Raw genomic sequence first — 26,789 nt, forward strand, 5'->3', positions numbered from 1 at the left:
AAACGGCCGCCGGGGCCCGCCCCACCTCCGATCGGCTCCCAGAACCCGCTCCCACCCAGACGCGGGACGGACCCCTTCCGGGACTTGCACCGTGCGAGAAGCCGGACCCACGACCCATGCTCAGCAGCCCTCCCCGACCGGTCGGACGCCGACGACGTCGAGCGGCACGCCTGTCCGAAGTGCGACGCGCAGCCTGGCTCACCGTGCCGCTCGCGCGGCGGCGCGGACGCCTCCGCCCACCACACCCGCCGCACCGGCAAGCGCAAGAGCCGGAACCCCTCGGTGGCAAGCATCTACCGGGCTCTCGCCGAACACGCCAAGCGAGAGTGGAAGATCAGGCGCCCGCCCGGAGTGGTGGTGCCGAGCGCCTCGTGCAGGGACTGGAAGCCGATGCCGCGCTCCCGGAGCTCGGCGACCATGTTGACGAGGTCCTGGAGGCTGCGGCCGTAACGGTCGTGCGAGGGGACGACGAGGGTGTCACCGGGGGCAGGGAAGGCGTGGCACGCCTCCAGTCCGGGCCGCGGGTCGTTCTTGCCGGACTTCCTGTCGGAGAAGATGCGTCGGCAACCTGCCGCGTTGAGCGCGTCGATCCGGCGGTCGAGCTCCTGCCCTCCGGTCGACACCCTCGCGCAGCCGATCCGGATGCCGGTGAGGACGGCGGGCGAGGGGGCGAGGAGTCCGGACGGCTCCAGGGGCGCGTTCATGTCCGGGGCTTCTCAGGAAACGGTGTCCACGGCGCTGTTGTGGCCCGAGGTTCCTGAAGGAGTTCTTGAAGGCGTGCCGCAGTCGTCCGATCTCGAACGCCGGGTCTTCGGAAAACGATGGTCTCTCGAAGATCCTCTGGAGGCTAACCTTCTCGACATGGCTCGACCTCCTCGCCCCCTCCAGGTCGTCACGCGGCTCGTTGACGGCAGCATCTGCGCCTACGACCTGGCTGCCGATGTCCGGGGTGTGCTGTCGCCCGTCATGGTCTGTCGACCGTCCACCGAGGACGTCGTCGTCGACCACGCGGTTTCCACTGATCTTCAGCGCGTCTACTTCACGACCCTGAACGCGATCGTGTGCGTGACGGCAGACGGGGCCGAAGTCTGGCGGTCGGAGTTCGAGCCGCGGTCGGACCAGCAATTCGGGCACCGGCCCAGCTGTGTGCTGTCGCTGGACGGACTCGTGGTCTGGGTCTACCGGCCTGACGCCATGGCCGGCCGTGACCGATCCGATCAGTGGGTCGCCGTGGATGCCGGGACGGGAGCGGTCATCGCGCAGGCGGATCTGGACACCGTCGGGCACGGCGGTCAGCAACTGTTGCACCAGGCGGGTGATCAGGTGCTCCTCGATGTGGGCGAAGGGCAGGACGGCTCGGTCATCTACCGCGCGTCGGTGACCGAGGACCGGATGGATCTCGTCCGCTATCCCTGGAACGATCGGTGCCTCATCGACCTGTCGCCCGACGGACGCCGGTTCATGACCGTCGACCACGGGCAGGGCGACGTCGCCGTCCACACCTACCCGGACGGCGAGGTCACGTTCACCCTCTCCGCCGACGCTTTCGGACACGACCCGGACGAGACCTACGTGGAATGGAGTGGCGGCTACCTGGACCAGGACACCGTCATCGTCACTCTCGCCGGAGAAACCGAGGACGAGCAGGAGTGGTTCCGTCTTTACCGCGTCGATGTGAGCTCTGGCCAGGTCCAAGCGGAGTTCGACGCGCATGCGGAGAACCCCTACGACATCCAGCCCCTCGGAGACGGATCCTGGCTCACCACCGACCAATCCGGTCACCCGATCCGCTGGACCGACGCGTAGAGGACCCTCGGTCTGGCCAGGGCGAACCATGACGCGTCCGCTCATGGCACCCTTCCTCGTGCCGCCGTACGCGATCGGCCGGCGCCCGCCGGGGTCCGGGGGTGGGGCACGGTGCTGGCGCTGTTCCGGTTCTCCACGGCCGGGAGGCCGCCGTGGGTCTCACGGCGCAGGCCCGGACTGGCGAGGTAGTCGCAGGCAACGCCTCGTACTCGGACACGGCCTTCGGCCTGTACAAGACGCCCGGCTTCCGCTTCGTCCCGCGCTTCCGGGACCTGGAGGACCAGCGGTTCCGGCGGGCCCGGCCGGGGCCTGCGGCCCTTCCGCGACCCAGACGCACCCGAGGACGGGGACGAGGAGGAGTAACCCGGGGTCGGTCCGGGCCGGTGTCCGTTCAAGCCATGAGCAGGCGGAGGCCGAGATCTGCCGTGTCGAGTTCGGCGAGGTCGCTGTTGCGCTCGGCCCACCGGCCGGAACGGAGGTCGTCACCGAGGCTTCGCACCGCCCGCTGCTCGGCCTCCGGCCCGACCCTCGTCCACACCGACATCGCACGGCGCACGTGATCCTCCAGGTACGCCCCCGGTCGGCGCCAGTACGCCTCGAACAGGCCGTCAGCGCAGTCCCACGGGATGGGCACCGGCTCAGCCCGGGCGCCGATCGCGTCGGCCATCCCGGCGAGCGAGGGAAATCCCGAGAGGACGGCGGCGAACTCGGGCAGGTAGTCGCGGGTGAGCCAGAACCGGTCCCGCCATCCGGGCTCGTCGGTGTCGAATGTCAGCACCACCACGCGGCGGGCCACGCGGCGCATCTCGCGCAGCCCCGCTATGGGGTCCCCCCAGTGGTGAACGGTGGAGACGGCCATCGCGACATCGAAGGAGTGGTCCTCGAACGGCAGGCTCTCCGCGGCGGCGGCCACGCACGGTGCCGAGCCGGCAGGCCGCTGCCCCCGCATGACCGCCGATGGCTCCACCGCGGTCACGTCGCGATCGACAGGCTCGTAGGAGCCGGTGCCGGCCCCGACGTTCAGCACCGTCTGCGCGTCGCCGAGCGCGTCCCAGATCTGCGCGGCAATCCGCGGCTCGGTACGCCGTGTCGCGGTGTAAGCGCCGCCGATCGCGTCGTACAGCCGTGCACCCAGCACCTCCAGTTGCTCCTCCGGTGTCACCATCAGCCCCTTCGCCCGCGCCTCGATTTCCCTGTCGATGGCCGCCACCATGGCGTCAGCGCGATCGCGCCGCTCCACCAGCAGGCCGCGCAGTCGGTGCAGGTGCGCGACCGTGTCGGTGGACGAGTCGTCGACCAGTTCCGCAACCTCCCGCAGACCGAAGCCCAACCGCCGGTAGGCCAGCACCTCCCGCAGCCGCTCCACGTCGCCCGCCGAGTAGGCCCGGTACCCGGCCGCGGTCCGCGCCGAAGGACGCACGAGCCCGATCTCGTCATAGTGGTGCAGCGTGCGGACGCTCACGCCGGCCAGCTCGGCCACGCGTCCCACGGTCCAGTGATCCTCCACGGCACCGACTGTGCAGCCTGACGTCACGTGAGGGTCAAGAGCCGCTCTCATGACCCGCACGGGCCGACGCGGAGGCCGCGCGTCACTGTCAGAGACGGTCCTCTGCGCGAGCAGGATCAACAAACGGCCGCCGGGGCCCGCCCCACCTCCGATCGGCTCCCGGAACCCGTTCTCACCCAGACGCGGGACGGACCCCCTTCTGGGACCTGCATCGTGCGGGAAGCCGGGCCCACGCCCCATGCTCAGCAGCCCTCCCCGACCGGTCGGACGCCGACGACGTCGCCGCGACGCCGCAGAACTCACCGCGCTCGCCGGGCCCCCGCCCGGCATCCACGACCCCACCGGGCCGGGGAAGCCGCTGTTCGCGTTCTTCGCGGCGACGGCGGAGACCGAGCGGGAGAACATCCGCGAGTCCACACCCGAAGGGCTCGACACCGCGGCCCGCAAGGGCGGGCACGGCGGCCGACCGCCGGTCGTCACCGACGACATGCCGTACACCGTGCTGCGGCGGCGGGCGAACGGGGAGTCCGTCGAGCAGGTCCAGCCCGACCTGATCATCCCCACCGGCAAGCGCAAGGGCCAGAACCCCTCGGTGGCAAGCACCTACCGGGCTCTCGGCGAACACGCCAGGCGAGAGGCGTACCCCGAAGCCGTCGAACAGGCCCACGCCGACTTCGCCGCGCTCCAGAACTCAGACGTCCCCCGACCTCGCCTGGACGTCGCGACGCTCAACTCGTGACCATGATCGTTCTCGCCGGGATTTCCTGTACCTCACCTACTCGCACCCGGACGAGGACGTGGCGCGCCTCTCACCGTTCGTCCGGCACCACACCAACATGCTCGGGCGGTACTCGTTCCAGCCCCCGACCTGCCCGGGGGGATGCGGCCCCTGCGCGACAGGGACGCTGCCGAGGAGGGGTGGGTCCGCTCAAGCAGCGCCTTCCCTCCGGCACTTCTCCGGACGCGGGTCAGGGGGTGTGGTCGGGCCAGGGAACGTCGGTGGCGACCGGCGCTGTGTAGTCGATGCCGGGCACGGAGAATCCGTAGAGGCGTCGGACCTCGGCACGGAACCAGTCGAGATCGGCCAGATCGGTGACGGTCGCCGTGGTGGCGGTCTCCCAGCGTTCCGCGACGGCCGCCTGGACGTCGTCGGCCAGTTCGAAGGTGTCCAGGCGGATACGACCCTCGTCGTCCAGGACGAGCGGGGCGGCGCCGGTGAGCTGGTCCCACAAGGCGGCGAGCTGGCGGATCGGCGGGACGAGGTCCTCTCCGAGGACGCCGCGCAGCAGGCCGGTGTACAGGGCGATGCCGGGAATCGCGGTGGAGGACTGGGTGACGGCTGCGCCGTTGACGGAGGTCACGGCCCGCCCGCCCACCGTCTTGTCGAGCCGGTCGTTCAGGGTGCGGGCGGTCGCCTCCAGATGGGCCTTGGCCGCGCCGATGGTGCCCTGCCGGTAGATCGCCGCCGTCAGTGGCGAGCCGATGTAGGACAGCGCGGCGGTGGTGAACCCGTCCGCAAGCAGTCCCCGCGCCGCAAGGTGGCCGATCCAGCGTTCCCAGTCCGCTCCGCCCATCACGGCCACGGTCTGCTCCACGTCGTCACCCTCGGCCGGTCCGGTCTCCACCTCGCGGACCTCGGGAACACCCTCGTCGTCGAATACCAGGGTCTTGGTGCGGTTCGCCCGGCCGATCGGCTTGAGGACCGAGGCGTAGGTGGTACCGGTGTCGGGGTCGGTCCGCCGGGGCGCGGCCACCGAGTAGACCAGGTAGTCCAGCCGGCCGCCGAAGCGCTGCTCGATGAGGTCGGCGACCTGTTCCTTCGTCGAGTCGGAGAACGCGTCGCCGTTGAGGAAGACCAGGTCCCGCCCTGCGGTGCGGGCGATGTCGGCGGTGGCTGCGGTGCGGTACCAGCCCGCCGTCGCGGTACGCCGCGCGGTGGGAGCCTTCTCGAAGGACACCGCGACGCCGCGGATACCGGCGCGCTTGAGTCCGGCGAGCGTGGCGGCGAGGCCGTATCCGGCGGAGGAGCCGATGACCAGCGCGACCGGCCCGTCGCCCTCCGGCACGCCGGCGGGGGCAGGGCACGCCTGCCACATGTCGGCCACCACCTGTCGGCAGCCGGCCGGGTGGGAGTCGAGGAAGAGGAAGCCCCGGTTGCGGGGGGTGAGAACACGCTCGCTCACGATGACAGTCCTTGGGTCGACCGGGACACGGACGCGGCGACCGGCCAGGCCAACCACGCCCTCGCAAGTCTGCGCCAGCTTCCCTACACGCGGTGGCCCCGCCAGGAACAACGATCATGAGCCGGTCTTGGAGTGTTCCACCACTTCCAGCCGAGCAGGAGGCGGCCCTGTCCTGCTGGGCATCGCCGTTCGAGGCTGTCGCGATTCGCCCGGGCCGGAACGGCGGGGCCGTCGTCACCGCGCTCTTCGAGCACGCCAGACGCGAGGCGCACCCCGAAGCCGTCGAGGTGGCGCACACCGACTTCGCCGCCCTCCGAGCCGGCGAACTCCCCGGCCCTCGCGTGGCCACGGCGGAGCCCGCCCGGTGACGCGGTACTGCGTCACCGGCTACCGCTGGATTCCGTTCCGGTAGTCCCGAGGGCCGAGGTCGTCGACGGCCTCGCGCGGTCGGGGCGCCTGCGCGGGGTCCGGCCGTGGGGCCGGGCATCGGATGCGGGCTTCCCCGCACTGCGTCGGTTCCCGCCGAACGAGCCGTCGGGCTCGTCCGTGCCGGCGGGCGCGGGCTTCACGACCCTCAGCACATCCTCCCGATCTTCCGTGCCCGCGCCCGCTCTCCGGCGTTCTCCGGGCGGATCCGCTCGGCCAGGCAGTGCCGGTGGGAGATGACGGTGTGGCTTCCCGGACCGTCGTGGCTCCGCGAGTCCAGGACGAGGGCGTCCCCACCCGGGCTCAACGTGATCCGTTCACCACAGAAGTCGCAGTTCCAGACCAGCGACTCCAGGTCGGCGGGTCGGATGCTGAGCCGCACCGACACCGGCGGGTGCCAGCGGTGGATCTGCTCGATCACCGCCTCGATCTGCGAGCCGACGGGTGGAAAGAGCGCGAGGAGTTCGTCATAGCTGCTCGTGGTCCCGGAGAACTGCTGGATCATGTCGATGGAGGCCGACAGACCGGCGTTCTCGTAGCCGGCGATCTCAACGATCACACCCCACGGGTGGTGGCTGAGGACCCTGGCCCGAACCTTCTGGCCGGGCATGAGCGCCAGACTCTCCGTCTCGAACCTCTCCACAGAACCGCTCCCCCGTCCTTCGGCCCGGCAGGCCGCGCCTGACAGCGCTCACGCGCGCGTGGCGTCGACGTCGGAGTCGATCACAGCGCTCAGGGCCCGCAAGGCGTCATCGTACGGGTGACGGTCGAACCGGAACGGACCGAACGCCGCATGGTCGCGGCTCTTGCGGTGCGGTTGCTCGAAGGCGTCCCAGGTCACGAGGTCGGCCGTCGCGGTGATGCGGGCCATGAGCGGCCAGCAGCCCCACTCGCCGCACTCACAACCGAGCACGGGCGTCTTCGGCCCCCTCACGTGGGTGGACCGTCCGAGGAAGTGGTCCCGCACCGGGCCGAACCGGAAGAACGCCGGGATCAGGCCACCGTAGGCGTCGCCTGCGGGCCGCATCCCGGCCGCGATCTCGAACCCGTCGATCAGCTCAGTGAGGGGTGCTCCGTCGATGCGGGGGACGATCACGAGCGCGCCGCCGTCGCCACGGTACCGGCAGTCGAAACGGATCCCCTTGCTGGTCATCCCGTGATTGTCCCAGCGGAGCCGTTCCCTCCTCCCGGGCGGGTCGAGCTGCGGCCGTGCGGGGCATGCCGGGGCCGGTCGCCGTGCCGGCGGGAGTTCGTCGGTCCGGCCGAGCGGACTCGTCCTCGGCGCCGGCCGGGCTGACCCGGGGTCCTTCGACCTCCCCGGGCCGGCCCTCGCGCTCGGCCCCGGCGGTGCGGCGACGCGGTGGTCGCGGATCTCCTCCGACCGGCCGGGCCGGGCCGGGTCCGGCCGGAGGGGCGAACGACGGACGCAGGCGTGTTCACGCACCCGGGGAGCTCTCCCCGTCCTCGGTCCGAGCCGGCCGGAGGCGGGCAGGGCCTGTCGGCCCGCGTTCAGGCGTCGCCGTCGGGTGCCGGGAGCACGGCGACGCGCCCGCAGTCGGGCGGACAGGGGGCGGAGGGCGGAGCTGGACCCGTCGGCGCCCGGCGGGTGGACGGGCACGCGAAGCCTCCGGTGGAGACGGTTCTCCCGGTCGAGAACCCCTCCACCAGGGGCTTCACCCGCCTGTCGGCTCACCTGCCGGGTCCGTCCGCCAGACTGGAGGACCAGCGCGCAGGACACCGGGAGGAGTCGAGTTGTTACGTTGTGAGGCGGTCGGCAAACGGTACGGCGGAGGACCGTGGGTCCTCAGTGACGTGGACATGGAAGTCGCGGCCGGTGACGTCCTCGCGGTGGTCGGCGGCAACGGTTCGGGGAAGTCGACCTTGCTGAGGATCCTCGCCGGACTGTCGCACCCCACCACCGGGAGCGTGTCGGGCCGGCCGCCGCGCATCGGTTACGTACCGGACCGCTTCACCGTCCACGACCGCATCTCGGCGATCTCCTACCTCACGCACATGGGGCGTATCCGTGGCCTGTCGGCCTCCGCCGCCCGTGCCCGGGGCCATCACCTGCTCGAGCGGCTGTCCCTGGTGGGCGGGCGGAACGCACCGCTGCGCACGCTGTCGAAGGGCAACGCGCAGAAGGTGGCGCTCGCCCAGGCGCTGCTCGTCCAGCCCGACCTGCTGGTCCTCGACGAACCCTGGTCGGGTCTGGACGCCTCGGCCCACGGTGTCCTCGCCGAGTTCATCGACGAAGTGGCCGCACGGGGCGGGGCGGTGGTCTTCACCGACCACCGCGAGGCGGTCACCGAGACGCACGCCCGCGGCGCCTACGCCATCAGCGACGGCCGGGTCACCCCGCACGGCGGCCGGCGCGCCGGGAGTCGCCCCGCGACGGCCGAGCTGGTCCTGACCGTGCCGCCCACCGGCGTCACGCCGGTCGAGGTGGACTGGTCCGTGCTGCCGGGTGTGACGGACACCGCCCGGCGCGGAGGGGAGGTCGTCCTGCGGGTGGCGCGGGAGCACTCGGACGCCGTACTGCTGACGGCACTGCGGCACCGGTGGTCGGTGGCCAGCCTGGCCCGGGTCGCGGACGAACGCGTCCTCCGGGGCGATGCGAGGGGGACCACCCGGTGATCGCCCTGGTCGGCTACATGTTCACGGTGCTGCTGCTCTCCCAGCGCTACCTCGCGCCGCTGCTGCTGTTCCTCGGTCTGGTGGCCGTGCTGACCGGCAGCGACACCGGCCCGCTCACCGCGACCTACGCCTCGGTGGCCGGGGCCATGCTGCCGTGCTCGGTCTGGCTGACCATGGCCCTGGTCGGTCTCGAGGACCGGACGCACCGCTCGGTCGTCGTCGTCAGCGCCGGCGGCCCCCTGCGCGTCCTGCTCGCGACGGTCGGGACGGCAGCCGTGTGGTGCCTGCTGCTGACGGCTGCCGGCCTGGTGCTGCCGCTGCTGTCCGGAACCCGCGCACCCGGCCTCGCGGATCTGGCGCTGGGGACCGCGGCCCAGCTCACCTGCGCCTTCACCGGCACGGCCGTCGGACTGGTCTGCTCGCGGCTGGTGTTCCGGCGGCAGGGCCACGCGCTCGTCCTCGCCCTGGTGCTCCTCCTGGCCGTGCTGCTGGGCAAAGGCGTTTCCCCGGTCAACATCCTGCTCACCCACCTGCAGGACGCGCCGGACCCGGCGGACGCCCTGGCGCCCACGGGCGCCCTGCTCGCCGCCGCCGCGGGCCTCTTGGCGGCCGCGGTGGCCGTGACACAGGCGATCACCCGCAGAAGGGCATGAACCCTGTGCCGGTGCGGGGCAGCCCGCGCCGGCACAGGTTGCGCAGCGAAGGCGCTTCGGCGGACGTGCCGGTCCGTGCGGGCCCGACCGAGGGCGCTCCCGCCGCGATGAGTTCCGGCCGGGCCACGAGTCTGTCCTGGTGACCCGTCGTGGGGCACCGCCCGGCACGAGACACCACGGAGGACACCATGACGAACACACCGAGTGACCCGACCACCGCGCTGCCCGGCCGCCCGCCCGTGGTCGACCTGGCCACCTGGCAGGCCGCCCGTGACGAGCTCCTGGTCCGCGAGAAGGCCCACACCCACGAGGGCGACGCCCTCGCCGCGGCCCGCCGCCGGCTGCCGATGGTGGAGCTCGACGGGACGGTCGAAGTCGTCGGACCCGACGGCCCGGTCCCGTTCCTCGACCTGTTCCAGGGCCGCGACGAGCTCGTGGTCTACAAGCACATGTGGTACGACGGCGCGCCGCACCAGGGGCAGTGCGAGGGCTGCACCACCGCGGCCTGGCACCTGAAGGACGCCGTCTACCTCAACGCCCGCGGCGTTTCGTTCGCCGTCCTGACCACGGGCCGGTGGGACGAGGTGGCCGCCTACACCGCGTTCATGGGCTACACCCAGCCCTGGTACTCGGTGCGCGACCTGGACGAGCCGGTCGGCGGGGAGATGGGATACCTCGCCTGCTTCCTGCGCGACGGCGACCGCGTGTTCCTCACCTACTCCACGACGGGCCGTGGCATCGAGCCGGCCAACGGCTCCTTCGGCCTGCTCGACATGACCCCCTACGGCCGTGGCGAGGCGTGGGAGGACACCCCCGAGGGCTGGCCCGAGGGGGACCAGCCGTGCTGGTACTGGCGCACGGACGCGGACGGGAACGCCACCTGGGGGCCGACCAGCCGCCCCGTGCCGCAGTGGACCCGCCCCGGCGCGACCCCCGTGGAGACCCTCGGCCGGCACGGCCACTACCACTGACGCGCTGTCGCCGTCGGCGTCGGCGCGTCACGGCGTCAGGACGTGTGCCGGGAGCGCTCCGGAGGCTCGGACCGCCCCATGGGGCTGCGCCCCTGTCTCCGGTGGCGCTCATGCCGTCCGGGGCCACGCCGCGCAGGTCCTCGCGCGGTTCCTCGGGGGCGCAGGCGTTCGAGTTCGTCCGCGCGGCGGTGATCCTCGGGACGGCCGAGGGATCGCCGCATGAGGATCAGGTCGTCCAGGGCGGCGTGGTGGACGGCGAAGCCGGCCGGGCCGCGGGTGCTCACCGCTCGAGCCAGGCAGGCCCTCGGCTCCCGTCGGCCCGGCCCGAACTGCGGCTGTCGCCACCGTCATCCGCTACCGCTGTCCTGCCGGCTGGTCAGCCGGCGCGAGCTCGTTCCGCTCGTCGGGCAGGGCCGGCGCCGGGCCGGTGACCGGGGTGGTGCCGCGGGAGAGGTCGGGCAGGACGGTGGCCAGGCCGGCCAGGGCCATGACCGCGCCGAGCCAGAGGGGAGCTCGCAGGCCCCAGACGTCGATGACGACGGCGCCGATGGAGGAACCGAGGATGATGCCGAGGGTGATGAAGGAGGAGTGCACGGTATTGACCAGGGGGCCCGCGTTGCCGGTGCGCTGGACGCGGGTCACCATGGCCGGGTTCATGGTCACGCCGACCAGGCCGATGCCCATCATGGAGACGACAGCCGGGGCGGGCACGTCGGCGAGGAGGGCGAAGCCGGTCAGGAACACCGTGTTGAGGACGAGGCCGACGGCGAGCACCGGGACGGTGTGCCCGTCGGCGAAGCGGCCGACGACGTTGTTGCCGATGACGGTGGCGGCGCCGTAGGCGATGAGGAGCAGGGGCACGGTGTCGGTGGAGAAGCCCGTGACGTCGGTGAGGATGGGGTTGAAGTAGCTGAAGGCGGAGAAGGTGGCACCGATGATCAGCGTGCTGCTGGACAGCACCAGCCACATCCGGGGCTTCCTGAAGACGCCGATCTCCTGGCGGAAGTCGCCACCGCCCTCCGTGCGCTCGATGCGGGGCACACCGAACAGGGTGGCCACGGCCGCGACCACGGTGATCAGAGTGATGGCCCAGAACGCGGCACGCCAGCCGAAGCGCCCGCCGACCAGGGTGGCCAGAGGCAGCCCGAGCAGCGTGCCGAGCATGAGGCCGTTCATCGCAGCAGCGATCGCGCGGCCACGGACCTCGGGGCGGGTGATCCGGGCGCACATCGAGATGCCCACACCGAAGAACGCCTGGGAGGCGATGCCCGTGACGATCCGAGCGGCCATCATCGTGCCGTAGCCGGTCGCGGTGGCGGCCAGTACGTTGCCGGCGAGGAAGACGCCGAACAGCACCATCAGCGCCGTACGGGGCGGGAGCTTCATCAGGGCCACGGTCAGGAAGGGGCCGCCGACGGCCATGGCCACCGCGAAGGCGGTGATGAGGTAGCCGATCTGGGGGATGGTCGCGTCCAGTCCTTCGGCCATCTGGGGCATCAGTCCGGCGACCACGAACTCGCTGGTCACCATGGCGAAGATGCCGAGCGCCAAGACGTATACGGCACGAGGCACGGTTCGGTCCCCTCCGAGATTGATTATGGATAGGTCGGTACAAAACTTGGGCGCGCACGACCGCCGACATCGCGGGCCGGGCCGTCAGGCGGTGAGCGCGTCCATGGCGATGTCGGCGAGGGACTCCAGCGCGGCCCGGTCGGCACCGCCCTGACTGGAGACGCGCATGCCGGCGATCGCCGCGTTGACGAAGCGGGCAAGCGCTCCGGCCTCGCGGCGGGAGGTGATGCTGCCGTCCCGCTGCCCCTCCCCGATCACCGCGCGCAACACGGTCAGCCGGCGCCGCGTGTCGCGGTCCAGCATCTCCGCCGCCCGCGGGTCCCGGGCGACCAGCTCGACCGTGGTGTTCACGGTCAGACAGCCCGGGCCGCGTCCGCCCGGCCGGCGCTCCGCCCCCGTCTCACCGTCGACCACCATGGCGAACAGGGCGCGCAGCCGGTCGACGGGACTGCGCCGGGCGTCCTCCAGGACGGCCAGCTGAGCGGTCGTCATGGAGTCGACGTAGCGGGCCAGTGCGCGTTCGAAGAGATCGTGCTTGCTCTTGAACGTGTTGTAGATGCTGCTGCGCCCCAGCCCTGTGGCGTCACACAGGTCCTGCGTGGAGGTGGCCTCGTAGCCCTTCTCCCAGAACGTGCGCATCGCCGCGTCCAGGGCGCTGTCCTCGTCGAACGTCCTCGGTCGGGCCATGGCACGACCCTAACTGTTTTGGATCGCTCGTTGCAATACTTCTCCGGACGTCCGCTGCGGGCATCCGGTCCGCTGCCACGCCGGAACCGTGTCAGGGCCCACCCGGCCACCCGTCACAGAACGTCACGGACCAGTGGTTCCGGCGCGGCTGCTCGCTGCCCGCTCCAGCAGTGATCGGTGAAGGCGGCGGAGGCGGGTGACGCCGCAGGCGAGTTTCGAGCAGGCCCTGGTGGAGGTCCGCGCGGTGTCCCTGGCGGATGCGTCGGGTCCGGTGCGGGCGAAACAGATCGTGCCGCGGACCGAGCTGCCGGCGGTGACCGCGGAGGCCGGGGGGACCCGGGGGAGGCTGAGGCGGCTGGTGGAACGGCGCCGGCCGACCGAGGACCAGCGGGGAGTCGGCGGGCGCGGCGCCCGGGTGGAACGGGCAGCCAGGCGACGGCGTCGAGGGCAGGGGCGCCCGCCGCGTCGCGCGAGGCACAACCCCGGCCGCGACGTCCGCCTCTGCTCCCCCGGAGCAGCACGACTCCGTGCACCCAGGGCCCACGAGCGAGCACCGGGTCGCCCTTCGGCCAGTGGAAGGCCGTCCCACCGGCCTCGTCCCACCGCTCTCCCGGCGGGATGCCTGCGTTCTCGAGCGCCCGAGCCGGGGCTGAGCGGGACGGACGGATCTCGGCACGGCCGGTGACGGCTGGAGCGCCGTCCCGCGTCGTCACAGGTCCCACCCTTCCCTCGTCGCCGGCCGAGCCCTCCGGAGCCTTGATCGCTTCTGCCGGGCGAGGACTCGCTTCCGCCGGCCGAGCCGCTCGGGCGCCCGCTGGAGCACTCCCTCACAGGGCCGCGACCAGCACTTCCGCCACAGGCCTCGGGAGTGTTCGCGTACCCGGGAAGTGCGGGACAAGGAAGCCGCGGAACGCTCGGAGAGGGCTGCCCGGGGCGGTCGCGAGAGCCGTTGTCAGAGGCGGTCGGCAAGATCGTGGCCATGAAGGTCACTCCTGTCACTCCGCCGCGGCCGCTCGACGTCACCGCGGTTTTTCCTCAACTGGCCCCGCTGGCACGCACGGCGACCCGGTTGCACCCCCGGCCCGGGGCACCGACGTGGTACGACAGCTCGATCGGCGGACCGCTCCTGTGGCCCGCCGACGAGCCGTGGCCCCACTGCGAGGGCCCCCACGTGGTGGACGGGGTGAACCCGGCCCTGTCCCCGGCGGACGTGCGGCTGGAGCGACGGATCCGCGCCGCCTCGCACGGCAGGGACCTGACCCCGCGGGAACGACAGACCCTCGAGCGGATCCGGCCCCCTCAGAAGTTCCCGGTGAGGGTGGCGGTCCGGCCGTACGACGGTCCCATGGCGATGCTGCCCGTCGCGCAGCTGTACGCGCGGGACGTGCCCGATCTGCGCACGCCTGAAGGAACGGACCTGCTGCAGGTCCTGTGGTGCCCCTTCGACCATCCGATCATGCCCAGGACCGTGCTGTTCTGGCGGTCGGCAGCCACCGTCACCGACGTCCTCGCCACGCCCCCCGAACCGCCCGCGATGCAGTTCGACAGCTACCTGCCCGAGCCGTGCCTGCTCCACCCGGAGCAGGTCACCGAGTACCCCGACCACCTGGAGCTGAGTGCGGAACTGCAGGAGCAGCTCAGGCAGTGGAGTGTGCCGCAGGCAGCCGAGGAGGACATGGACCCGTGGACGTACTACGACTGCGTGCTGTCCAGTGCGCCCGGCTGGAAGGTCGGCGGCTGGCCCGCCTGGGACTCCACCGACCCCGTTCCGCGGCCCTGCCCCGAATGCGGCACTGAGATGGACCTCCTGCTGACCATCGCCACGTTCGAGAAGGGGGACGACGAGGGGCGCAGCTGGTCCCCGTCCGAGGACCCCACTGCCGAACCGTCCCCCGGCTCGGACCACTTCGACCCCGACCGGCCCACCGCGGTCCAGATCGGCAGCGGCTACAGGCAGCAGCTCCACGTCTGCCCGGCGGCACCCGAACATCCCCACACCGAATCGATGACGTAGCCCGTCGCCCTCTCGTGCATGGGAAGGCCCGGCTTGTCGCTGGCCGGCGGGAGCGTGCGGGCACGCTGACGCGCGGTGGAGTCGCCGGCTGTGCCCGCCCCTCGGTCGCGGCCGGCCCCGGGTGACGCGCCGCCCGCCCGGGCGGCGCGTCATCCCTGGTGCGGGAGAGCAGTGCCCTCGCCCTGGCAGTCGGCATTCCGAACCTCAGCGCCTGGCGTCAGGCCATGGCACGCGAACCTCGACGTGCCCGGCCGCCACGGCCTTTGCGCCTCCACCCCGGTCGGCGGCGGCCCGCGCCCGCTGCGCGGCCCGGGTGCGGGCGGTCCCGACTAGGACGAGGAGGAACGGGAGCCGCCGACGGGTTCGGCAGGCGGCCCGGTCAGCCGTACATCGCCACGCGGTACAGGGTCGCGAGCGCGTCGTCGACGGGATGGGGCTGCGGCTCGCCGGAGGAGTCGAGCCTGTTCCACCTCTGCAGGTTCACCGCGACCGCCATCTGCCGCTTGCCGTCGGCACGGATCATGGCCAGCGCCCCACCGCCCCAGACCGTGCCGCCGTGGCCCCAGAAGACGCCCTGGCCGGGACCCTCCATCGGGTGCAGCCCGAGGCCGTAGTCGATCGTCTTCCCCTCCTGGGAGACGACCGGGACGGTGCGCTGCATCTGCGCCAGCGACGACGGGCTGACGATCTCCCCGGCCAGCAGCATGCCGAAGAAGCGGTTGAGGTCCGAGACGGTCGACACCAGCGAGGCCGACGGCCCCACCCAGGACATGTCGTAGACGCTGTAGTCGCGCGGCGGGTCGATCATGCCGAACCACGCCTCGTAGAGCCGCGAGTGCGGCCCGTCGACGTACGGCCCGGTGGGCAGCCCGGTGTCCCGGAGCCCGGCGCGCTCGATGACGTCCCGGGTGATGCAGCGCTCGGCGGTGGTGCCGGTCACCCGTTCCAGGAGCTGGACCAGGAGCAGGTAGTTGGTGTTCGAGTACACGCCCGGAGTGCCGCCCGGGGCGCCGACGGCGGGTGCGGTGACCCCCATCCCGATCAGCTCGGTGGGGTCGAACCGCGTGAACCGGTGGTCGTCCAGGCTCTGGGGTCCGGTGTCCGCGAGGACGGGGTACGCCTTGAGGGAGGGGTAGGCGTACGGGAGGTACTCGGCGAGGCCGCTGGTGTGGTTGAGCAGCATCCGGACCGTGATCGCGTCACCGCGTTCGCCGGGAACCAGCGTCGGAAGGTACCGGCCGATCGGTGTGTCGAGCCCGATCCGACCGCGCTCGACCTGCTGCAGCACCGCGGCGGCGGTGAAGGTCTTGGTGATGCTGCCGACGCGGTGCCGCATGCCGGCGGTGACGGGGCGGCCGGTGGCGACGTCGGCGACCCCGGCGGCGCCGCGCCAGACCCGGTCGCCGTCGCGCACCTCGGCGAACAGGCCCGGCATCCCGGCGCGGTGGACGTCCTCGATGGCGGCGGCCAGCGCCGCGGAATCCAGTGGGTTCTTCACGTCATGCGTCCTTTCGTGTCACCCGGGGTGAGCTCCGCATCGGTCGCCTGACCCGGACAACGGGGCACGAGTGGCGTGCCGACCCGCCCGGCACACTCATGTCCTCATTATGCACGCGGTGCGTGCATCACCGAGTGCACAAGTAGGCTGAGATCCGGCGAGAGGGGCGAGATGGCAGGTCGAAGGCGTTGGACGACCGAGGAGATCCTGGATGCGGCGGCGGAGCTGCTGCGCACGAGCGACGCGGATTCGTTCAGCGTGCGCAAGCTGGCCGCGGCCCTCGGAACGGATTCCTCCAGCCTCTACCGGCACTTCCGCAGCAAGACCGAACTGCTGCGCGCGGTCGCCGACCGGATCCTCCTGGCCGCGATGGACGGCTACCGCCCCGAGGGCGACTGGAAGCAGCGCATCACCGCCCTGGCCCTGCGCGTGAGGGAGGCCTTCGGCCGGCAGCCCCAGCTCGCCGCGGTCTGGGGGCGCTACGCCTCCTCCGGCACCGGTTCCCGGCTGGTCATGGAAGAGGTGCTGCAGGCTCTGCGCGCGTCGGGACTGCCCGACGAGGAGATCCCGGCGCGCTACCACCGGACAGCGGTCCTCATCGCCGCGCTGATCGCCTCCGAGGCCGGGGTCAGCACCGTCGCCCCCGGAGAGCACGAACAGGCCATGGAGCTGTTCCGCGTCGCGGTCCTGGGCGCCGACCCCGAACGCTTCCCGGCCCTGGCCCACTTCGCCCGCGACGTCCGTCCCCTCGGGGCGGACCGCCGTGCCGCGTTCGAGGAGATCCTCGCCGCCCACCTCGCCCACATCGAGGCCGCGATCCGCCCGAGCTAGGTGTGTTGTCCGGACAGGTTGGTGACGCGGCTGGCTGGTGGGTGGCCGCCGATGCCGGTATGGGGTCGGTGGTGGTTGTACCAGTCCAGCCAGTCGGGAAACGCGGCCCGCCCTGCGGTCAGGACGAACGACAGAGGTCGGCGCTTGCGGTCGGCAGCAAGGTGAATCTTGCTGGTCGGTCCGCCGCGGGACCTGCCGGGCAGGGCTTCCCCCAGACGGAACCTGCGTCGGCGGCGGTCGCGTCGACGTTCGGCACGCCCAGGTTCGCTCCTGTCGTCCCGCCCGTTCTGTTCCGCCTCGTCGCCCCTTTTTGCCGGGCGTGTTCCTGCTCGTCGGCGGCTTCCTCAAGAGCCTCCATGACGTCCTTGCCGACGATCGTCCCGGCGGCGTCGTGGTGAGCACGGACGGTTGTGGAGCCGACGCTGACCAGGGGTAAGTCTGTCCTGCCTCGGCGGGCGGCTTCGGCGACGAGGCCCTCCAGCAGTGCGGTGAAGACGTCGGCGTTCCTCCGGACCCGGAAGCGTCCGCAGACGGTCGGCCAGGGCCCGAACTCGCCGGACATCTCACGCCATTGAGCGCCTGTCCTGAACCGCCAGATCACTCCCTCGAACTGATCCCGCAGCCGCTCGGGGTACCGACCGTACTCACCCATCGGCAGGAACGGCTCGATCGACTTCCACTGGTCGTCGGTGACTTGTCTGCGCGTCACGATCGTCTTCCCACCGGACCCGCCTTCCAGGCGGATCCGGATCGGCGAGTTGTCAGGACGGCACGGCGGGGCAGCTGGTGCCCCGTGGTGGGACTGCCAGGTCGGTGAGGTAGCTGTCCACGGCGTCCTCCATACACGGGCCGCTGGTGACGCTGCCGTGGCCGTGGCCCTCGTAGGTGAGGAGCACGCCGCTGCGGCCGAGCTGCCGGGCCACCGAGACCGCCCACGGGTAGCCGGTGGCGGGGTCGTGCAGCGCGTTGGACACCAGGATCGGCGGGGCACCGTGTGCGTCCAGGCGGTGCTGCGGGTTGGCGGTCGGCGCGCCCAGACACGCCGCTGCCATGTGGATCGGCAGCAGGTAAGGCAGGTCAGGTGCCGTCATGTTCATCATGGCGACGAGCGAGGCGTACTCCTTGTAGTCGCGCACTGGCAGGTGCCAGTCCGAGCAGAAGACCGGCGTGGCCGGAGGCAGCGGCGCTATCGAGGTGGGCGACGCGGGCAGCGGCTTGCTCGCCTCCATCCCCGCGATCGCCGTGGCCAGACCCGCGTAGTCGGCCTCGTAGAACTTCCGGAACGCGATCTTGTTGACCAGGTCAGAAGACGACAGCGAGGTGCCCGGCTTCGCAGGGTCCTCCAGCTCGCCGCGCCCGGCCCGGGCCAGCAGACCCTGCCAGACGGCGCGGACGTCGCGGCCGTGCAGCGCGCAGTCTGCGGCACCGTCGCACCACTTCACGAACTCCTGGAATGAATCCTCTGCCGTGGCCGCCTCGGCGTGAAGGAAGTCACGGGTGGTCGGGACGCTGTGGTCCATGACGCTCTCGAGCACCATCGCGCGCACGCGGCGCGGGTAGGTCTCGGCGTACTGGGCCCCGAGCAGTGTGCCGTACGAGCTGCCGTGGAAGGTCAGTTTCCGCTCGCCGAGGGCGGCCCGGAGGGCGTCCAGGTCCCGGACTGTCTGGGCGGTGTCAAGGTGGTCGAACACCGGGCCGGTACGGGCCCGGCAGTCGGCACGGAGCCGCCTGTTGTACGCCATGGTGGCGTCGAAGTCCGCCTGGCTCTTCAGCTCCGGTGACGGCCGCTCGGCAAGCAGGTCGCCGGAGCAGGTCACCGGGTTGCTGCCGCCCACGCCGCGCGGGTCGAAGCTGACGATGTCGAACCTGCGGCGGACCTCGGGGCTGAACCGGCTGATACGGCCCACCACCATCTCCACACCCGAATCGCCCGGCCCGCCGGGGCCGAACACCATCGAGCCGACGCGTGCGCCGGGGTCGGTGGCCTTGCGGCGGGCCACAGCCAGGTCGAGTCTCGGCCCGTCCGGGTGGGCCCAGTCGACCGGCACCGAAAGAGTGGCGCAGTCGGCTCCCGGCTTCTCCGGGTCGTCACACGGTGCCCACCGCAGGGCCCCTGCGGCAGACGGAGACGCGTGGACCGCGGGAGCGGCGGCGAGGCCGGTGATGACGGCCATGGCGGCTGCCACGGCCATGGTCGTGCCTCGCGCGGCAATGCGCCGCAGTGCGGATCTGCCCCTTAACGGCATGGATCCTCCTCGTGAAGAGAGCGATTGTGTCAGGGGTGCGGACCCGGCCGGGGCACCGTCGTCACGTTAGGTGCACTGTCGGTCGTGTGAGGCCCCTGTCAGGGGCTTCTCCGGGTCTGGTCGGGGACTGCTCAGGGGCGATCGGGGCCCCAGGGCGAAGAAGGTCCGGATTGGGTCAGGGAAAGGGCTCCGCCGCACCAGTGCCGTGACCGGGAAGGTTCGCCGGGTCGGTGGTCAGGGCGGTTGGATGGGTGGTGACGTCGGTTCCGATCCGATCGCTGGAGGTGTGGTGACCGAGCCTGTGGGGAGTGCAGACCGACCGGTCAGGAAGGGCGGAAGCTGCGGCAGACCGTGCGCCGGGGGAGTACCGACCCGGTGCGCTGCCGGCGGGCGATGAGGGTGCTGGCGTCCGCCGGCGGGAACCGCGTCCCGGTGATCGCGCAGCCGGTCCAGGCCGACGAGGACACCGTCCGGGACGTCATCCACCGGTTCCACGAGATCGGCCTGGCCTGCCAGGCCCCTCGACGGCGTCACCTGCTTCCACGGCTGCCGCTCCGTGGACGACGACCGTCTGCGGGGCGTCAACCGCCGCCGCAAGGGCACCGCCACCCCCCTGGCGGCGCCGGCGCCGCTCCGCGCCGCCCGCCCCGACGGCGCCCCGATCCACATCGTCCGGGACACCCCTCCGCCCACACCGGCGCGGACATCCACCGCTGGGCGAAGAAGCACAAGGCCGAGCCGTGTCTTCACCCCGGCCTGCGCCTCCTGGGCCAACCCGATCGGGGCCCGCTTCGGCCCGCTGCGCCGGTCCACCCGGACCGACTCCCGCCACCGCGGTCACCCCGCACAGACCCAGGCCCCGCACCGCTCCCTGCGCCGGCGCAACGCCGACGCACGCCACCGCGACGTCCTCGCCGCCCAGCGCCGAGAGCGCGCCCGCATCCGCGGGGAGAAGGATCGACAACCGGCCCAGTCCCACCGCACGGAGCGTGAGGAGCTCTCCATGGACCACGAAGACGTCGACGCCGCTGTGGCAGAGACGCTGCAGGTGCTCGGCCCCCGTACCGCCGAGGACTGGACGGTGCCGGCGGGGTCGCTCGAATGGACCTGCTGGCGGACGGCAGCCCACATCGGCCACGACCTACTGGCCTACGCAGGACAGCTGGCGGCACAGCCCACCGACGCCTACCTTCCCATCGACCTGAACGTCCGCCCCACCGCCTCGCCGGCCGGAGTGCTCCAGGCCGTCACCGCCTGCGGCGGACTGCTCAGCAGCGCCCTGGCCACGGCCGACCCGACCCTGAGGGCCTGGCACTGGGGCCCGTGCGATCCCGGGGGGTTCGCCGCGATGGGCGTCGCCGAGACCCTGCTGCACACCTACGACATCGCGCAGGGACTGTCCGTGGACTGGCTGCCACCGGCACCGCTGAGCGCAGCAGTGCTCGACCGGCTCTTCCCCGCCGCCCCGCCCGGAGACCCCACTCAGGTACTCCTCTGGTGCACCGGCCGCGGAGAACTCGACGGCCTCCCCCGCCGGACCTCATGGAGGTGGGAAGCAGCACGACCGGACTGATCGAGCCGGCCCCGGCGAACGTTCCCGGTCACAGCACCGGCCGACCGTGATCATTCCCGGCGCCAACGGCTGTACCGATGTCCCCCGAGGCCGTTCGAGCGTGGGCTCGCGGATGTTCTCCGGCTCGGTCCCCGCCATCGCGGCGAAGAACGCGGACCACGGCTTCCCCGGCCCGGTCGGGTCGTAGGTGCCGGGCAGGGGCCCGGCAGGCATCTCCCGGACCGGGCCGTGGGCGGTGAGGTGGTCGGCGAGCGCGGTGAGCATCCCGCGGCGGCCCGTCCCGGCGGGCACGGCACGTCAGTCGACGGGTGCCACCCGGATCAGGTTGCCGTCGGGGTCGGCGACGACGAAGGTGCGGCCGAACACCTCGTCGTGGGGTTCCTCCACCGTCTTGACGCCCTTCGCCGTCCAGTCCCGGAACTGCTGGTCGATCCGTTCGGGACCGCCGTCCACGGTCACGCACAGTTCACTGGTGCGCGGCGCCGTCAGGTGGTCCGAGACCCCGCTCCACAGGGCCAGCTCGAACCCGTCGGTGAGGGGGAACGAGACGAACCTGGGCGTTTCGAAGCTCGGCTCGATGTCGAACAGTTCCGCGTAGAAGCGGGTGGACGCCGGTGCGTCGGAGACGTAGACGATGACCATGTTCGGGACTGCCATGAGCTGCTCCTTCGGTTCCGCCGGTTGTTCCGGACGACAGGAGCCTGCCGGTCATACCTGACAGATCCTGTCGTGTTCCCGTGAGAACCTCGGCCTCATGACCCCGGATCGTTTCTTCTCCCTGTTGCTGGCCCTCCAGACCCGCGAGGTCGTCACCGCGGCCGACCTCGCGGAGCAGCTGGGGGTCTCGGTGCGCACCGTGCTGAGGGACCTGCGGTGGCTGCAGGAGGCGGGTTTTCCGGTACTGGTCGAGCGCGGCCGCTGGGGCGGGGTGAGGCTGCTGCCCGGTGGCGCCCTCGACACCTCGCGGCTCACCCCGGCCGAGCGCGACCACCTCGTGCTGCACGGCCTGGACGACGAGCAGCGGCACCAGCTGGGCGCCGGCACCGAGAGCCGCCGGGCCCGCGCGAAGGTCGCGGCACGGCGACAGCCGACGGCGTCCCGACTGCCGATCAGCGCCGTCGTCGTCACCGACAACAGGCCCTGGTTCGGCCGGGACGCCGAGGGGGCCGACCCGAGCGCCGTCGTCGGTGACGTGCGCCGCGGTGTGCGGCTGCGCATCCGCTACCGGCGCTCCGAGGACGCCGGGCCGGCCTGGCAGGTCGTCGACCCGTACGGCCTCCTGGCCAAAGCGGGCCGGTGGTACCTCGTCGCCGACCGCTCGGGAGTCCCCCGGCTGTACGCCCTCGAACGGCTCGTCGACTGGCGGCCGATGCGTGTCCCGCGCCGGTTGCGTCCCGGAACGACCCTCGCCGACGTGGTGGCGGAACTGACCTCGCGCTGGGAGACGACCGGTGCCGTCCGGATACACGCCCGGCTCGCCGCCCGCCAGCTCGACCGTGCCAGGCGCATCCTCGGCTCCCGTCTGACCGTGCGGTCCCGGGAGGGCGAGGAGGTCACGATCACGGTGGCGTGTCGGGAGGTCGAGGACGTGCGCCAGTTGCTGCCCTTCGCGGACGACCTCGTCGTGACCGCTCCCCCCGAGGCCCGTGACCGGATCCGCGAGCTCGCGACACGGACCCTTCACCGGTACGCCTAGTGCCGGGTTCCTCTTTCACCGGGGATGTGTCCTGATGGCGGGGTGGTTCGGTCACTCGGGGGCGGGTGCTGGACGGTGGTGTCACGAGCACGGCCGAGCCGTGATGAGAACGAGCAGCAGGTCGTACGTCGGCTGTCGCGGGCGCGCAAGGCGCCGCGTGATCTGGTGGTGCGGGCTCGGACGGTCGAGCCGAGCTGGTCCGGGCAGAGGGTGCCGGCCATTGCGGATGAGCTCAGGTGCAGTCCCAGGACGGTCCGCCGCTGGCTGCACCGCTTCAACCGCTCGGGCCTGGACGGGCTGGAGGACCTGGGCGGTCAGGGCCGCAAGCGGCGGATCACCGAGGCGGAACGTTCAAGGATCATCGGCCTGGTCAGACAGGCTCCGCCGGGCCGGCTGACCGTGCGGGCCGATGGGGAGCTGGCCGCGGCGGATGAATCGGGGCCGCCAAAGTGGGCCCTTGACTCACTGACTGCCGAGGCCAGGGGGCTGGGTATCGCCATCGGCCGCAGCCAGGTCCGCCGGATCCTGCTCGCCGAGGGCGTGCGCCGGCGCCGCACCCGGTCCTGGACCCGCTCGAAGGACGCGGACTTCGAGGGAGAAGGGCCGGGGTCATCGGGCTCTGCACCTGCCCGCCCGAAGGCGCGACGGTCGTCTGCGCCGACGGGCTCGGACCGGTGATCCCGCGTACGTTCCCGCCGGCGCCGGGCTGGTCGCCGAGCGGGCACCGGATCGGATCCGAGGTCGACCACGGCCGCGGACCGGAGAGGGCCTGGGGCTACGGAGCACCGCGGATCCGCGACGGACACGAGGTCACCATGACCGCGTCCTGGCGCAACAGCATCTACCGCCAGCAGTTCCTGCAGCGTCCGGAGGAGGACAACCCGGCCGGCGAGATCGTGCTCGCCACCGACAACCTGTCCTCGCACAGCAGCCTGTCCACCCGCACCTGGCTTCAGGACCACCCGGAATCCGGCATGTCTTCATCCCCGTCGGCGCCTGCCGGCTCAGCCTCCGGGAAGGCTGGTGGCGCATCTTCCGCAAGGCCGCCCTCGCCGGCCGGTCCTTCGCCGGACCACCCGAGATCGAACAGGCCACCCGCCTCGCGACATCCCGGCTCAACGCCCGAGCTCAGCCCTCCTGCACCCCCCCCCACCAGGCGCTTACGCCGCCGGTATGTGTGCACCCTTCGAGGAGCCCGGCACCAGGGCGTGTCTTCCGGCTCATCGCGGCCGGCCGGACTCGCCGACCAGTCGGCGGAAGTTGCGGACCACCGGGCTGGTCTCCCCGCTCCGCCACACCAACTGCATCGACAGCGGCTCCGGTTCCGGAGTGAGCCGGCGGAACTCGACATCGGGCTGACGCAGGCTCGACACCGTCCGGGGGACGATGGAGACCCCCACCTCGGCGGCGACCAGCCCGACGATCGTCTGCATGTGAGCCGCCTCCTGCACCACCCGGGGCTCGAAACCGGCCGCCCGGGTCAGCCGGGTGACGCGGTCGTGCAGGGCGGGACCCAGGGCGCGGGGGAAGAGGACGAAGGGCTCGTCGGCGAGGGCGGACGTGGGCAGCGGCGCCGAGGCGGCCAGCGGATGGCGGCGGGGCAGCGCCGCGACCAGGACGTCCCGCAGCACCTCCTCGCCCACCAGCCCGTCGGGAACCGCGCCCTCGTCGAGGGCGTGCAGGATGCCCACGTCGATGCGGCCCGCGAACAACTCCTCGATCTGGCGGGCGCTCGGCAGCTCGCGGACCTGCACCTCGACGCCAGGATAGGCCCGGCGGAAGCCGCGCAGCAGGCGTGGGAGCAGTTCGGGCACCGCCGAGCCGACGAAGCCCAGCGACAGCTCCCCCACGTCGCCCCGCGCGGTCCGGCGGGCCGCCGCGCGGGCCCGCTCGGCATGCCGCAGGGCGTGCCGGGCCTCGGCGACGAAGCTCCGGCCGGCCGCCGTGACGCTGACCTCCCGCGTACTGCGGTCGAACAGGGAGACACCGAGCTCGTCCTCCAGCTTCCGGACCTGCTGGCTCAGCGTCGGCTGCTGAACCCCGAGACGGCGTGCGGTGCGGCCGAAATGCAGCTCCTCCGCCAACACCACGACGTAGCGCAGCTGTTCGAGATTCATAGGCCCATGGAATCACTCACGCCGGATCCGATGAACAATCGGCAAAGGGCGCGGGCCCGCCGTCCACACTGCCGACCATGCGACGATCACGAACCCTCGCCGCCCTCGGCCTCGCTCTCGCCCTCGCACCCGCCGCCCCGGCCGCCGCCCACCACGGCTGGGAACATTACGACACCACCGCCCCCTCCTACGCCTCCGGCACCGTCACCGACGTGACCTGGGGCAACCCGCACCCGGAGGTGACCCTGCGCGTCGAGCGCACCGATGTGCCGGCCGAGTGGGCGGACCGGGAACTGCCCGCGGAGCTGGAGGAGATCGGCGGGCGTGACGTGCTGGAGGCCACCCGGGCGTACTCCGGTGGCAGCGAGCGGCTGACCCTCTTCCTCGCACCGATCGAACGGCTGGCGGCCTGGGGGCTTGAGGGCCGTGTGGAGGTGGGGGAACGGCTGGAGGTCGTCGGCTACCTCGACCGCGACCACGCCGACGAACTGCGCCCCGAGCTGATCGTCCGCGGTGACGGGCAGACCGTGCGACAGCGTTCCGTGCCCCTGCCGGTCCCGCCGGAACCCACGCCCGCCGAGGGAGGCGGGGATGCGGCGGACACCCCCGGCCCCGCCACGGTGGCCGCCGAGCCGGACGACTCCTCCGCCCCCACCGTCTGGCTGCTGACCGGCGGCGGCTTCCTGATCCTGCTGGTCGCGGGCGCCTTCCACGTCGTACGCCGCGCCAACCGGACCTGAGCCGTGGACGATTTCTTCTCCTGGCTGGAGCGGTCCGCCCTGGGCGAGGCCGTCCGCACCACACCGCTCGTCTACTCCTCGTTGGAGAGCTTCCACATCCTCGGCATCGCGCTCCTGGTCGGCCCGGCCGTCGCCTTCGATCTCCGGCTGCTCGGCGTCGGCCGCCACCTGCTGCCCGTCACCGCCGCCGCCCGCCATCTGCTGCCGCTGGCCCGCCTCGGCCTCGCGCTCGCGGTCGCCAGCGGCTCGGTCCTGTTCGTCTCGGGTGCCGTCGCGGTGGGCGACAGTGGTGCGGCGCCCTGGAAGCTCGGCCTGCTGCTGGTCGCCGCCGTGAACGTGGCGGTCTTCCACGGCGGCACCTACCGCACCGTGGCCCGCTGGGACACCGGCGCCCCACCGCCCGTCGCGGCGAAGGCCGCGGCCACCGTCTCGATCCTGGTCTGGACGGCGGTGATCGCGGCCGGCCGCCTGCTCGCCTACACCTGACGGGCGGACCGGGCCCCGGTGCCGGACGCCGTGCGTCAGTTCACGCCCACCGCCCTCCAGGCCGCCCCCACCGCCCGGTGCTCCGCGCTGTCCGCGCCGTACAGGTCGCGGGCGGCGTTCAGGGTGGCCGTGCGGGCGTCGGCGTAGGTGGTGGAGGACGTCATGCAGACCGTCAGCGCCCGGTACCAGATCGCGCCGAGCCTGGCCCGGTCGATGCCACTCCACCGGCACCACCCGGATCCCGGCGCACGCCTACGACCACGGCCGACAGGTCGACATCTCCGGCGACGGCGCCTGCTGCCGTGCGTGGCGAACACGCACTCGCCGACCGCCCCGGACGGCTCGACGAGCAACCCGCCGCCGCTGGACGAGGGGCCGAAGGACCGATGACCGCGCCCGTCCTGGTCATCGCCGCTTCCGGCGACACCGTTCTGACGGATCGTCAATCGACGCGCACTTCGGTGTTCTGGCAGGCGTGCAGCAGCCAGGTCCCGTCTGCCTGCTTGGTCATGACGTAGAGCGGGGCACCCTCCGTGTCGCCCTCTGCCGAGTGGTAGACCTGCCTGACCTTGACGGCCGCCACGTCGGGCCGCAGGAACTGCGTGTGCACTGCCTCGTAGGTGACCTCGCCGTCCCAACTCGCGTCGGGCAGGACGGCGCGGGTGAACTCGGCGATCGCCTCGAAGCCGATGAGGACCTTGCCGTGAGCAGTCGTCCAGAGGGCGTCGGGGTGGAAGAGCGCGAGGAACCCCTCGACGTCCTTGGCGCGCTGAGCACGCTCGACGGCAGCCACGACCTGCTCGATGGCCTTGATGTCTGCGGTTTCGGTGTCCATGCAGCTCACTCTGGTACCTCAAGTCCCCTTGAGGTCAAGGGCCGCAGTCGTCGAGGTCGCCCGGACGAGTCCTGCTCTCCGATCCTGATCGAGCACACGGAGGAATCTCCGTGACCAGGCACGGTGCCGTCACGGGGCCCCAGGTGGATCCGGCACTCCCGCTGCTCGTGGTGCGGTCGACGATCCGGGCACACCGGTCCTCTACCAGGAGTAGAGGAGGGCGGTACAGTACGGGTATGGCAGCAGATGAGACGAGCATCAAGGTGAGCGTGGCGGCGCGGGACCGGCTGTCCGTGCTGGCGGCCGAGCACGGC

25 protein-coding genes and 8 pseudogenes are annotated in these 26,789 nt (G+C 72.1%); 17 read left to right on the forward strand and 16 right to left on the reverse strand.

All coding sequences use genetic code 11. The annotated features are described in order from the left end of the window. Positions 1 to 84: 84 nt before the first annotated feature. Positions 85 to 243: pseudogene (locus FHS37_RS41405) on the forward strand (zinc finger domain-containing protein); the annotation flags it as partial. Between the two features lie 50 nt (positions 244 to 293). Here the strand turns inward: FHS37_RS41405 and FHS37_RS34175 are convergent. Continuing rightward, on the reverse strand, positions 294 to 704 hold the full coding sequence (locus tag FHS37_RS34175; protein WP_184828441.1) for a recombinase family protein: 411 nt from the start codon (positions 702 to 704) through the stop codon (positions 294 to 296). 22 nt (positions 705 to 726) lie between these two features. Between FHS37_RS34175 and FHS37_RS34180 the strand changes: the two genes are divergently transcribed. Further along, positions 727 to 1,806, forward strand: coding sequence for a hypothetical protein (locus FHS37_RS34180; protein WP_229890198.1), 1,080 nt, complete (start codon positions 727 to 729; stop codon positions 1,804 to 1,806). A gap of 152 nt (positions 1,807 to 1,958) precedes the next feature. After that, a pseudogene (locus FHS37_RS40660) lies at positions 1,959 to 2,051 on the forward strand (hypothetical protein); the annotation flags it as partial. Between the two features lie 146 nt (positions 2,052 to 2,197). Here the strand turns inward: FHS37_RS40660 and FHS37_RS34190 are convergent. Next, the gene (locus tag FHS37_RS34190) at positions 2,198 to 3,295 is read right to left on the reverse strand and encodes a MerR family transcriptional regulator (protein WP_184828492.1); all 1,098 of its coding nucleotides are present in this window, start codon (positions 3,293 to 3,295) and stop codon (positions 2,198 to 2,200) included. Positions 3,296 to 3,551: 256 nt separating this feature from the next. Between FHS37_RS34190 and FHS37_RS34195 the strand changes: the two genes are divergently transcribed. After that, positions 3,552 to 4,052, forward strand: a complete 501-nt coding sequence (locus tag FHS37_RS34195; RefSeq protein WP_229890199.1) for a hypothetical protein — start codon at positions 3,552 to 3,554, stop codon at positions 4,050 to 4,052. A gap of 229 nt (positions 4,053 to 4,281) precedes the next feature. Here FHS37_RS34195 and fabV read toward each other — a convergent pair whose 3' ends face one another. Next, positions 4,282 to 5,496: an enoyl-[acyl-carrier-protein] reductase FabV gene (fabV, locus tag FHS37_RS34200; protein WP_184828443.1), complete on the reverse strand. Its 1,215-nt coding sequence runs from the start codon at positions 5,494 to 5,496 to the stop codon at positions 4,282 to 4,284. A 116-nt stretch (positions 5,497 to 5,612) separates the two neighbouring features. On the opposite strand from fabV, the gene FHS37_RS34205 reads away from it, so the two are divergent. Further along, entirely contained in the window at positions 5,613 to 5,864 is a 252-nt protein-coding gene (locus tag FHS37_RS34205) for a hypothetical protein (RefSeq protein ID WP_184828445.1), read from the forward strand. A gap of 206 nt (positions 5,865 to 6,070) precedes the next feature. Here the strand turns inward: FHS37_RS34205 and FHS37_RS34210 are convergent, their stop codons facing one another. The 3 genes and pseudogenes from FHS37_RS34210 to FHS37_RS40270 all read right to left on the reverse strand — a co-directional run. Continuing rightward, positions 6,071 to 6,565, reverse strand: coding sequence for a hypothetical protein (locus FHS37_RS34210; protein WP_184828447.1), 495 nt, complete (start codon positions 6,563 to 6,565; stop codon positions 6,071 to 6,073). Between the two features lie 48 nt (positions 6,566 to 6,613). Next, positions 6,614 to 7,075 carry a hypothetical protein gene (locus FHS37_RS34215; RefSeq protein ID WP_184828449.1) on the reverse strand — a complete coding sequence of 154 codons (462 nt, stop codon included), beginning with the start codon at positions 7,073 to 7,075 and terminating at the stop codon, positions 6,614 to 6,616. 336 nt (positions 7,076 to 7,411) lie between these two features. Further along, a pseudogene (locus tag FHS37_RS40270) lies at positions 7,412 to 7,540 on the reverse strand (IS5/IS1182 family transposase); the annotation flags it as partial. Positions 7,541 to 7,734: 194 nt separating this feature from the next. Between FHS37_RS40270 and FHS37_RS34220 the strand changes: the two are divergent. From FHS37_RS34220 to FHS37_RS34230, 3 genes are all read left to right on the forward strand, one after another. Next, positions 7,735 to 8,556 (forward strand): ATP-binding cassette domain-containing protein, encoded by an 822-nt coding sequence (locus FHS37_RS34220; protein WP_184828451.1) that lies wholly within the window; start codon positions 7,735 to 7,737, stop codon positions 8,554 to 8,556. Next, complete coding sequence (locus FHS37_RS34225; protein ID WP_184828453.1) at positions 8,553 to 9,209, forward strand: hypothetical protein; 657 nt, start codon at positions 8,553 to 8,555, stop codon at positions 9,207 to 9,209. The genes FHS37_RS34220 and FHS37_RS34225 overlap by 4 nt, the downstream gene beginning before the upstream one ends. A 188-nt stretch (positions 9,210 to 9,397) precedes the next feature. Then, positions 9,398 to 10,180, forward strand: coding sequence for a DUF899 domain-containing protein (locus FHS37_RS34230; RefSeq protein ID WP_184828455.1), 783 nt, complete (start codon positions 9,398 to 9,400; stop codon positions 10,178 to 10,180). A gap of 354 nt (positions 10,181 to 10,534) precedes the next feature. On the opposite strand, the gene FHS37_RS34235 is transcribed toward FHS37_RS34230, so the two are convergent. Beyond that, entirely contained in the window at positions 10,535 to 11,752 is a 1,218-nt protein-coding gene (locus FHS37_RS34235; RefSeq protein WP_184828457.1) for an MFS transporter, read from the reverse strand. Positions 11,753 to 11,836: 84 nt separating this feature from the next. Continuing rightward, a complete protein-coding gene (locus tag FHS37_RS34240; protein WP_184828459.1) occupies positions 11,837 to 12,439 on the reverse strand; it encodes a TetR/AcrR family transcriptional regulator in 603 nt (200 codons plus the stop codon). 979 nt (positions 12,440 to 13,418) lie between these two features. On the opposite strand from FHS37_RS34240, the gene FHS37_RS34245 reads away from it, so the two are divergent. Continuing rightward, the gene (locus FHS37_RS34245; protein WP_184828461.1) at positions 13,419 to 14,453 is read left to right on the forward strand and encodes a PH domain-containing protein; all 1,035 of its coding nucleotides are present in this window, start codon (positions 13,419 to 13,421) and stop codon (positions 14,451 to 14,453) included. A 379-nt stretch (positions 14,454 to 14,832) separates the two neighbouring features. Here the strand turns inward: FHS37_RS34245 and FHS37_RS34250 are convergent, their stop codons facing one another. Next, positions 14,833 to 15,951 (reverse strand): serine hydrolase domain-containing protein, encoded by a 1,119-nt coding sequence (locus tag FHS37_RS34250; protein WP_184828463.1) that lies wholly within the window; start codon positions 15,949 to 15,951, stop codon positions 14,833 to 14,835. A gap of 171 nt (positions 15,952 to 16,122) precedes the next feature. Between FHS37_RS34250 and FHS37_RS34255 the strand changes: the two genes are divergently transcribed. Beyond that, the gene (locus FHS37_RS34255; RefSeq protein ID WP_184828465.1) at positions 16,123 to 16,782 is read left to right on the forward strand and encodes a TetR/AcrR family transcriptional regulator; all 660 of its coding nucleotides are present in this window, start codon (positions 16,123 to 16,125) and stop codon (positions 16,780 to 16,782) included. Here FHS37_RS34255 and FHS37_RS41220 read toward each other — a convergent pair. The 3 genes and pseudogenes from FHS37_RS41220 to FHS37_RS34270 form a co-directional block, all read right to left on the reverse strand. Further along, a pseudogene (locus tag FHS37_RS41220) lies at positions 16,779 to 16,883 on the reverse strand (integrase core domain-containing protein); the annotation flags it as partial. The gene FHS37_RS34255 and the pseudogene FHS37_RS41220 sit on opposite strands and share 4 nt — an antisense overlap. Positions 16,884 to 16,886: 3 nt before the next feature. Beyond that, positions 16,887 to 17,491, reverse strand: a pseudogene (locus tag FHS37_RS34265) (transposase); the annotation flags it as partial. Between the two features lie 52 nt (positions 17,492 to 17,543). Next, entirely contained in the window at positions 17,544 to 19,028 is a 1,485-nt protein-coding gene (locus tag FHS37_RS34270) for an alpha/beta hydrolase (RefSeq protein WP_184828467.1), read from the reverse strand. A gap of 393 nt (positions 19,029 to 19,421) precedes the next feature. Between FHS37_RS34270 and FHS37_RS41375 the strand changes: the two are divergent. Together FHS37_RS41375 and FHS37_RS41380 are read left to right on the forward strand one after the other, a co-directional pair. Further along, a pseudogene (locus tag FHS37_RS41375) lies at positions 19,422 to 19,502 on the forward strand (hypothetical protein); the annotation flags it as partial. A gap of 82 nt (positions 19,503 to 19,584) precedes the next feature. Continuing rightward, positions 19,585 to 20,601, forward strand: a complete 1,017-nt coding sequence (locus FHS37_RS41380) for a maleylpyruvate isomerase N-terminal domain-containing protein (protein WP_446001701.1) — start codon at positions 19,585 to 19,587, stop codon at positions 20,599 to 20,601. A gap of 297 nt (positions 20,602 to 20,898) precedes the next feature. Here FHS37_RS41380 and FHS37_RS34285 read toward each other — a convergent pair whose 3' ends face one another. Continuing rightward, complete coding sequence (locus FHS37_RS34285; protein ID WP_184828469.1) at positions 20,899 to 21,258, reverse strand: VOC family protein; 360 nt, start codon at positions 21,256 to 21,258, stop codon at positions 20,899 to 20,901. A gap of 97 nt (positions 21,259 to 21,355) precedes the next feature. Here FHS37_RS34285 and FHS37_RS34290 point away from each other — a divergent pair, with 97 nt between their 5' ends. Both FHS37_RS34290 and FHS37_RS34295 read left to right on the forward strand, forming a co-directional pair. Beyond that, positions 21,356 to 22,297: a helix-turn-helix transcriptional regulator gene (locus FHS37_RS34290; RefSeq protein WP_184828471.1), complete on the forward strand. Its 942-nt coding sequence runs from the start codon at positions 21,356 to 21,358 to the stop codon at positions 22,295 to 22,297. 75 nt (positions 22,298 to 22,372) lie between these two features. After that, entirely contained in the window at positions 22,373 to 22,975 is a 603-nt protein-coding gene (locus FHS37_RS34295) for a helix-turn-helix domain-containing protein (protein ID WP_311136976.1), read from the forward strand. 542 nt (positions 22,976 to 23,517) lie between these two features. Here FHS37_RS34295 and FHS37_RS34300 read toward each other — a convergent pair. Continuing rightward, positions 23,518 to 24,414, reverse strand: a complete 897-nt coding sequence (locus FHS37_RS34300; RefSeq protein ID WP_184828474.1) for a LysR family transcriptional regulator — start codon at positions 24,412 to 24,414, stop codon at positions 23,518 to 23,520. Between the two features lie 77 nt (positions 24,415 to 24,491). Here FHS37_RS34300 and FHS37_RS34305 point away from each other — a divergent pair, with 77 nt between their 5' ends. Beyond that, positions 24,492 to 25,154 carry a DUF6152 family protein gene (locus tag FHS37_RS34305; protein ID WP_184828476.1) on the forward strand — a complete coding sequence of 221 codons (663 nt, stop codon included), beginning with the start codon at positions 24,492 to 24,494 and terminating at the stop codon, positions 25,152 to 25,154. Between the two features lie 3 nt (positions 25,155 to 25,157). After that, on the forward strand, positions 25,158 to 25,640 hold the full coding sequence (locus FHS37_RS34310) for a DUF6644 family protein (protein ID WP_221500642.1): 483 nt from the start codon (positions 25,158 to 25,160) through the stop codon (positions 25,638 to 25,640). Positions 25,641 to 25,675: 35 nt separating this feature from the next. Here the strand turns inward: FHS37_RS34310 and FHS37_RS34315 are convergent. Together FHS37_RS34315 and FHS37_RS34320 are read right to left on the reverse strand one after the other, a co-directional pair. After that, positions 25,676 to 25,858: pseudogene (locus FHS37_RS34315) on the reverse strand (M4 family metallopeptidase); the annotation flags it as partial. Between the two features lie 224 nt (positions 25,859 to 26,082). Continuing rightward, complete coding sequence (locus FHS37_RS34320) at positions 26,083 to 26,475, reverse strand: SgcJ/EcaC family oxidoreductase (RefSeq protein WP_184828478.1); 393 nt, start codon at positions 26,473 to 26,475, stop codon at positions 26,083 to 26,085. A 110-nt stretch (positions 26,476 to 26,585) separates the two neighbouring features. On the opposite strand from FHS37_RS34320, the pseudogene FHS37_RS38990 reads away from it, so the two are divergent. Continuing rightward, a pseudogene (locus FHS37_RS38990) lies at positions 26,586 to 26,789 on the forward strand (hypothetical protein); the annotation flags it as partial.

The organism is Streptomyces griseomycini, assembly GCF_014203535.1.
Classification (GTDB): domain Bacteria; phylum Actinomycetota; class Actinomycetes; order Streptomycetales; family Streptomycetaceae; genus Streptomyces; species Streptomyces griseomycini.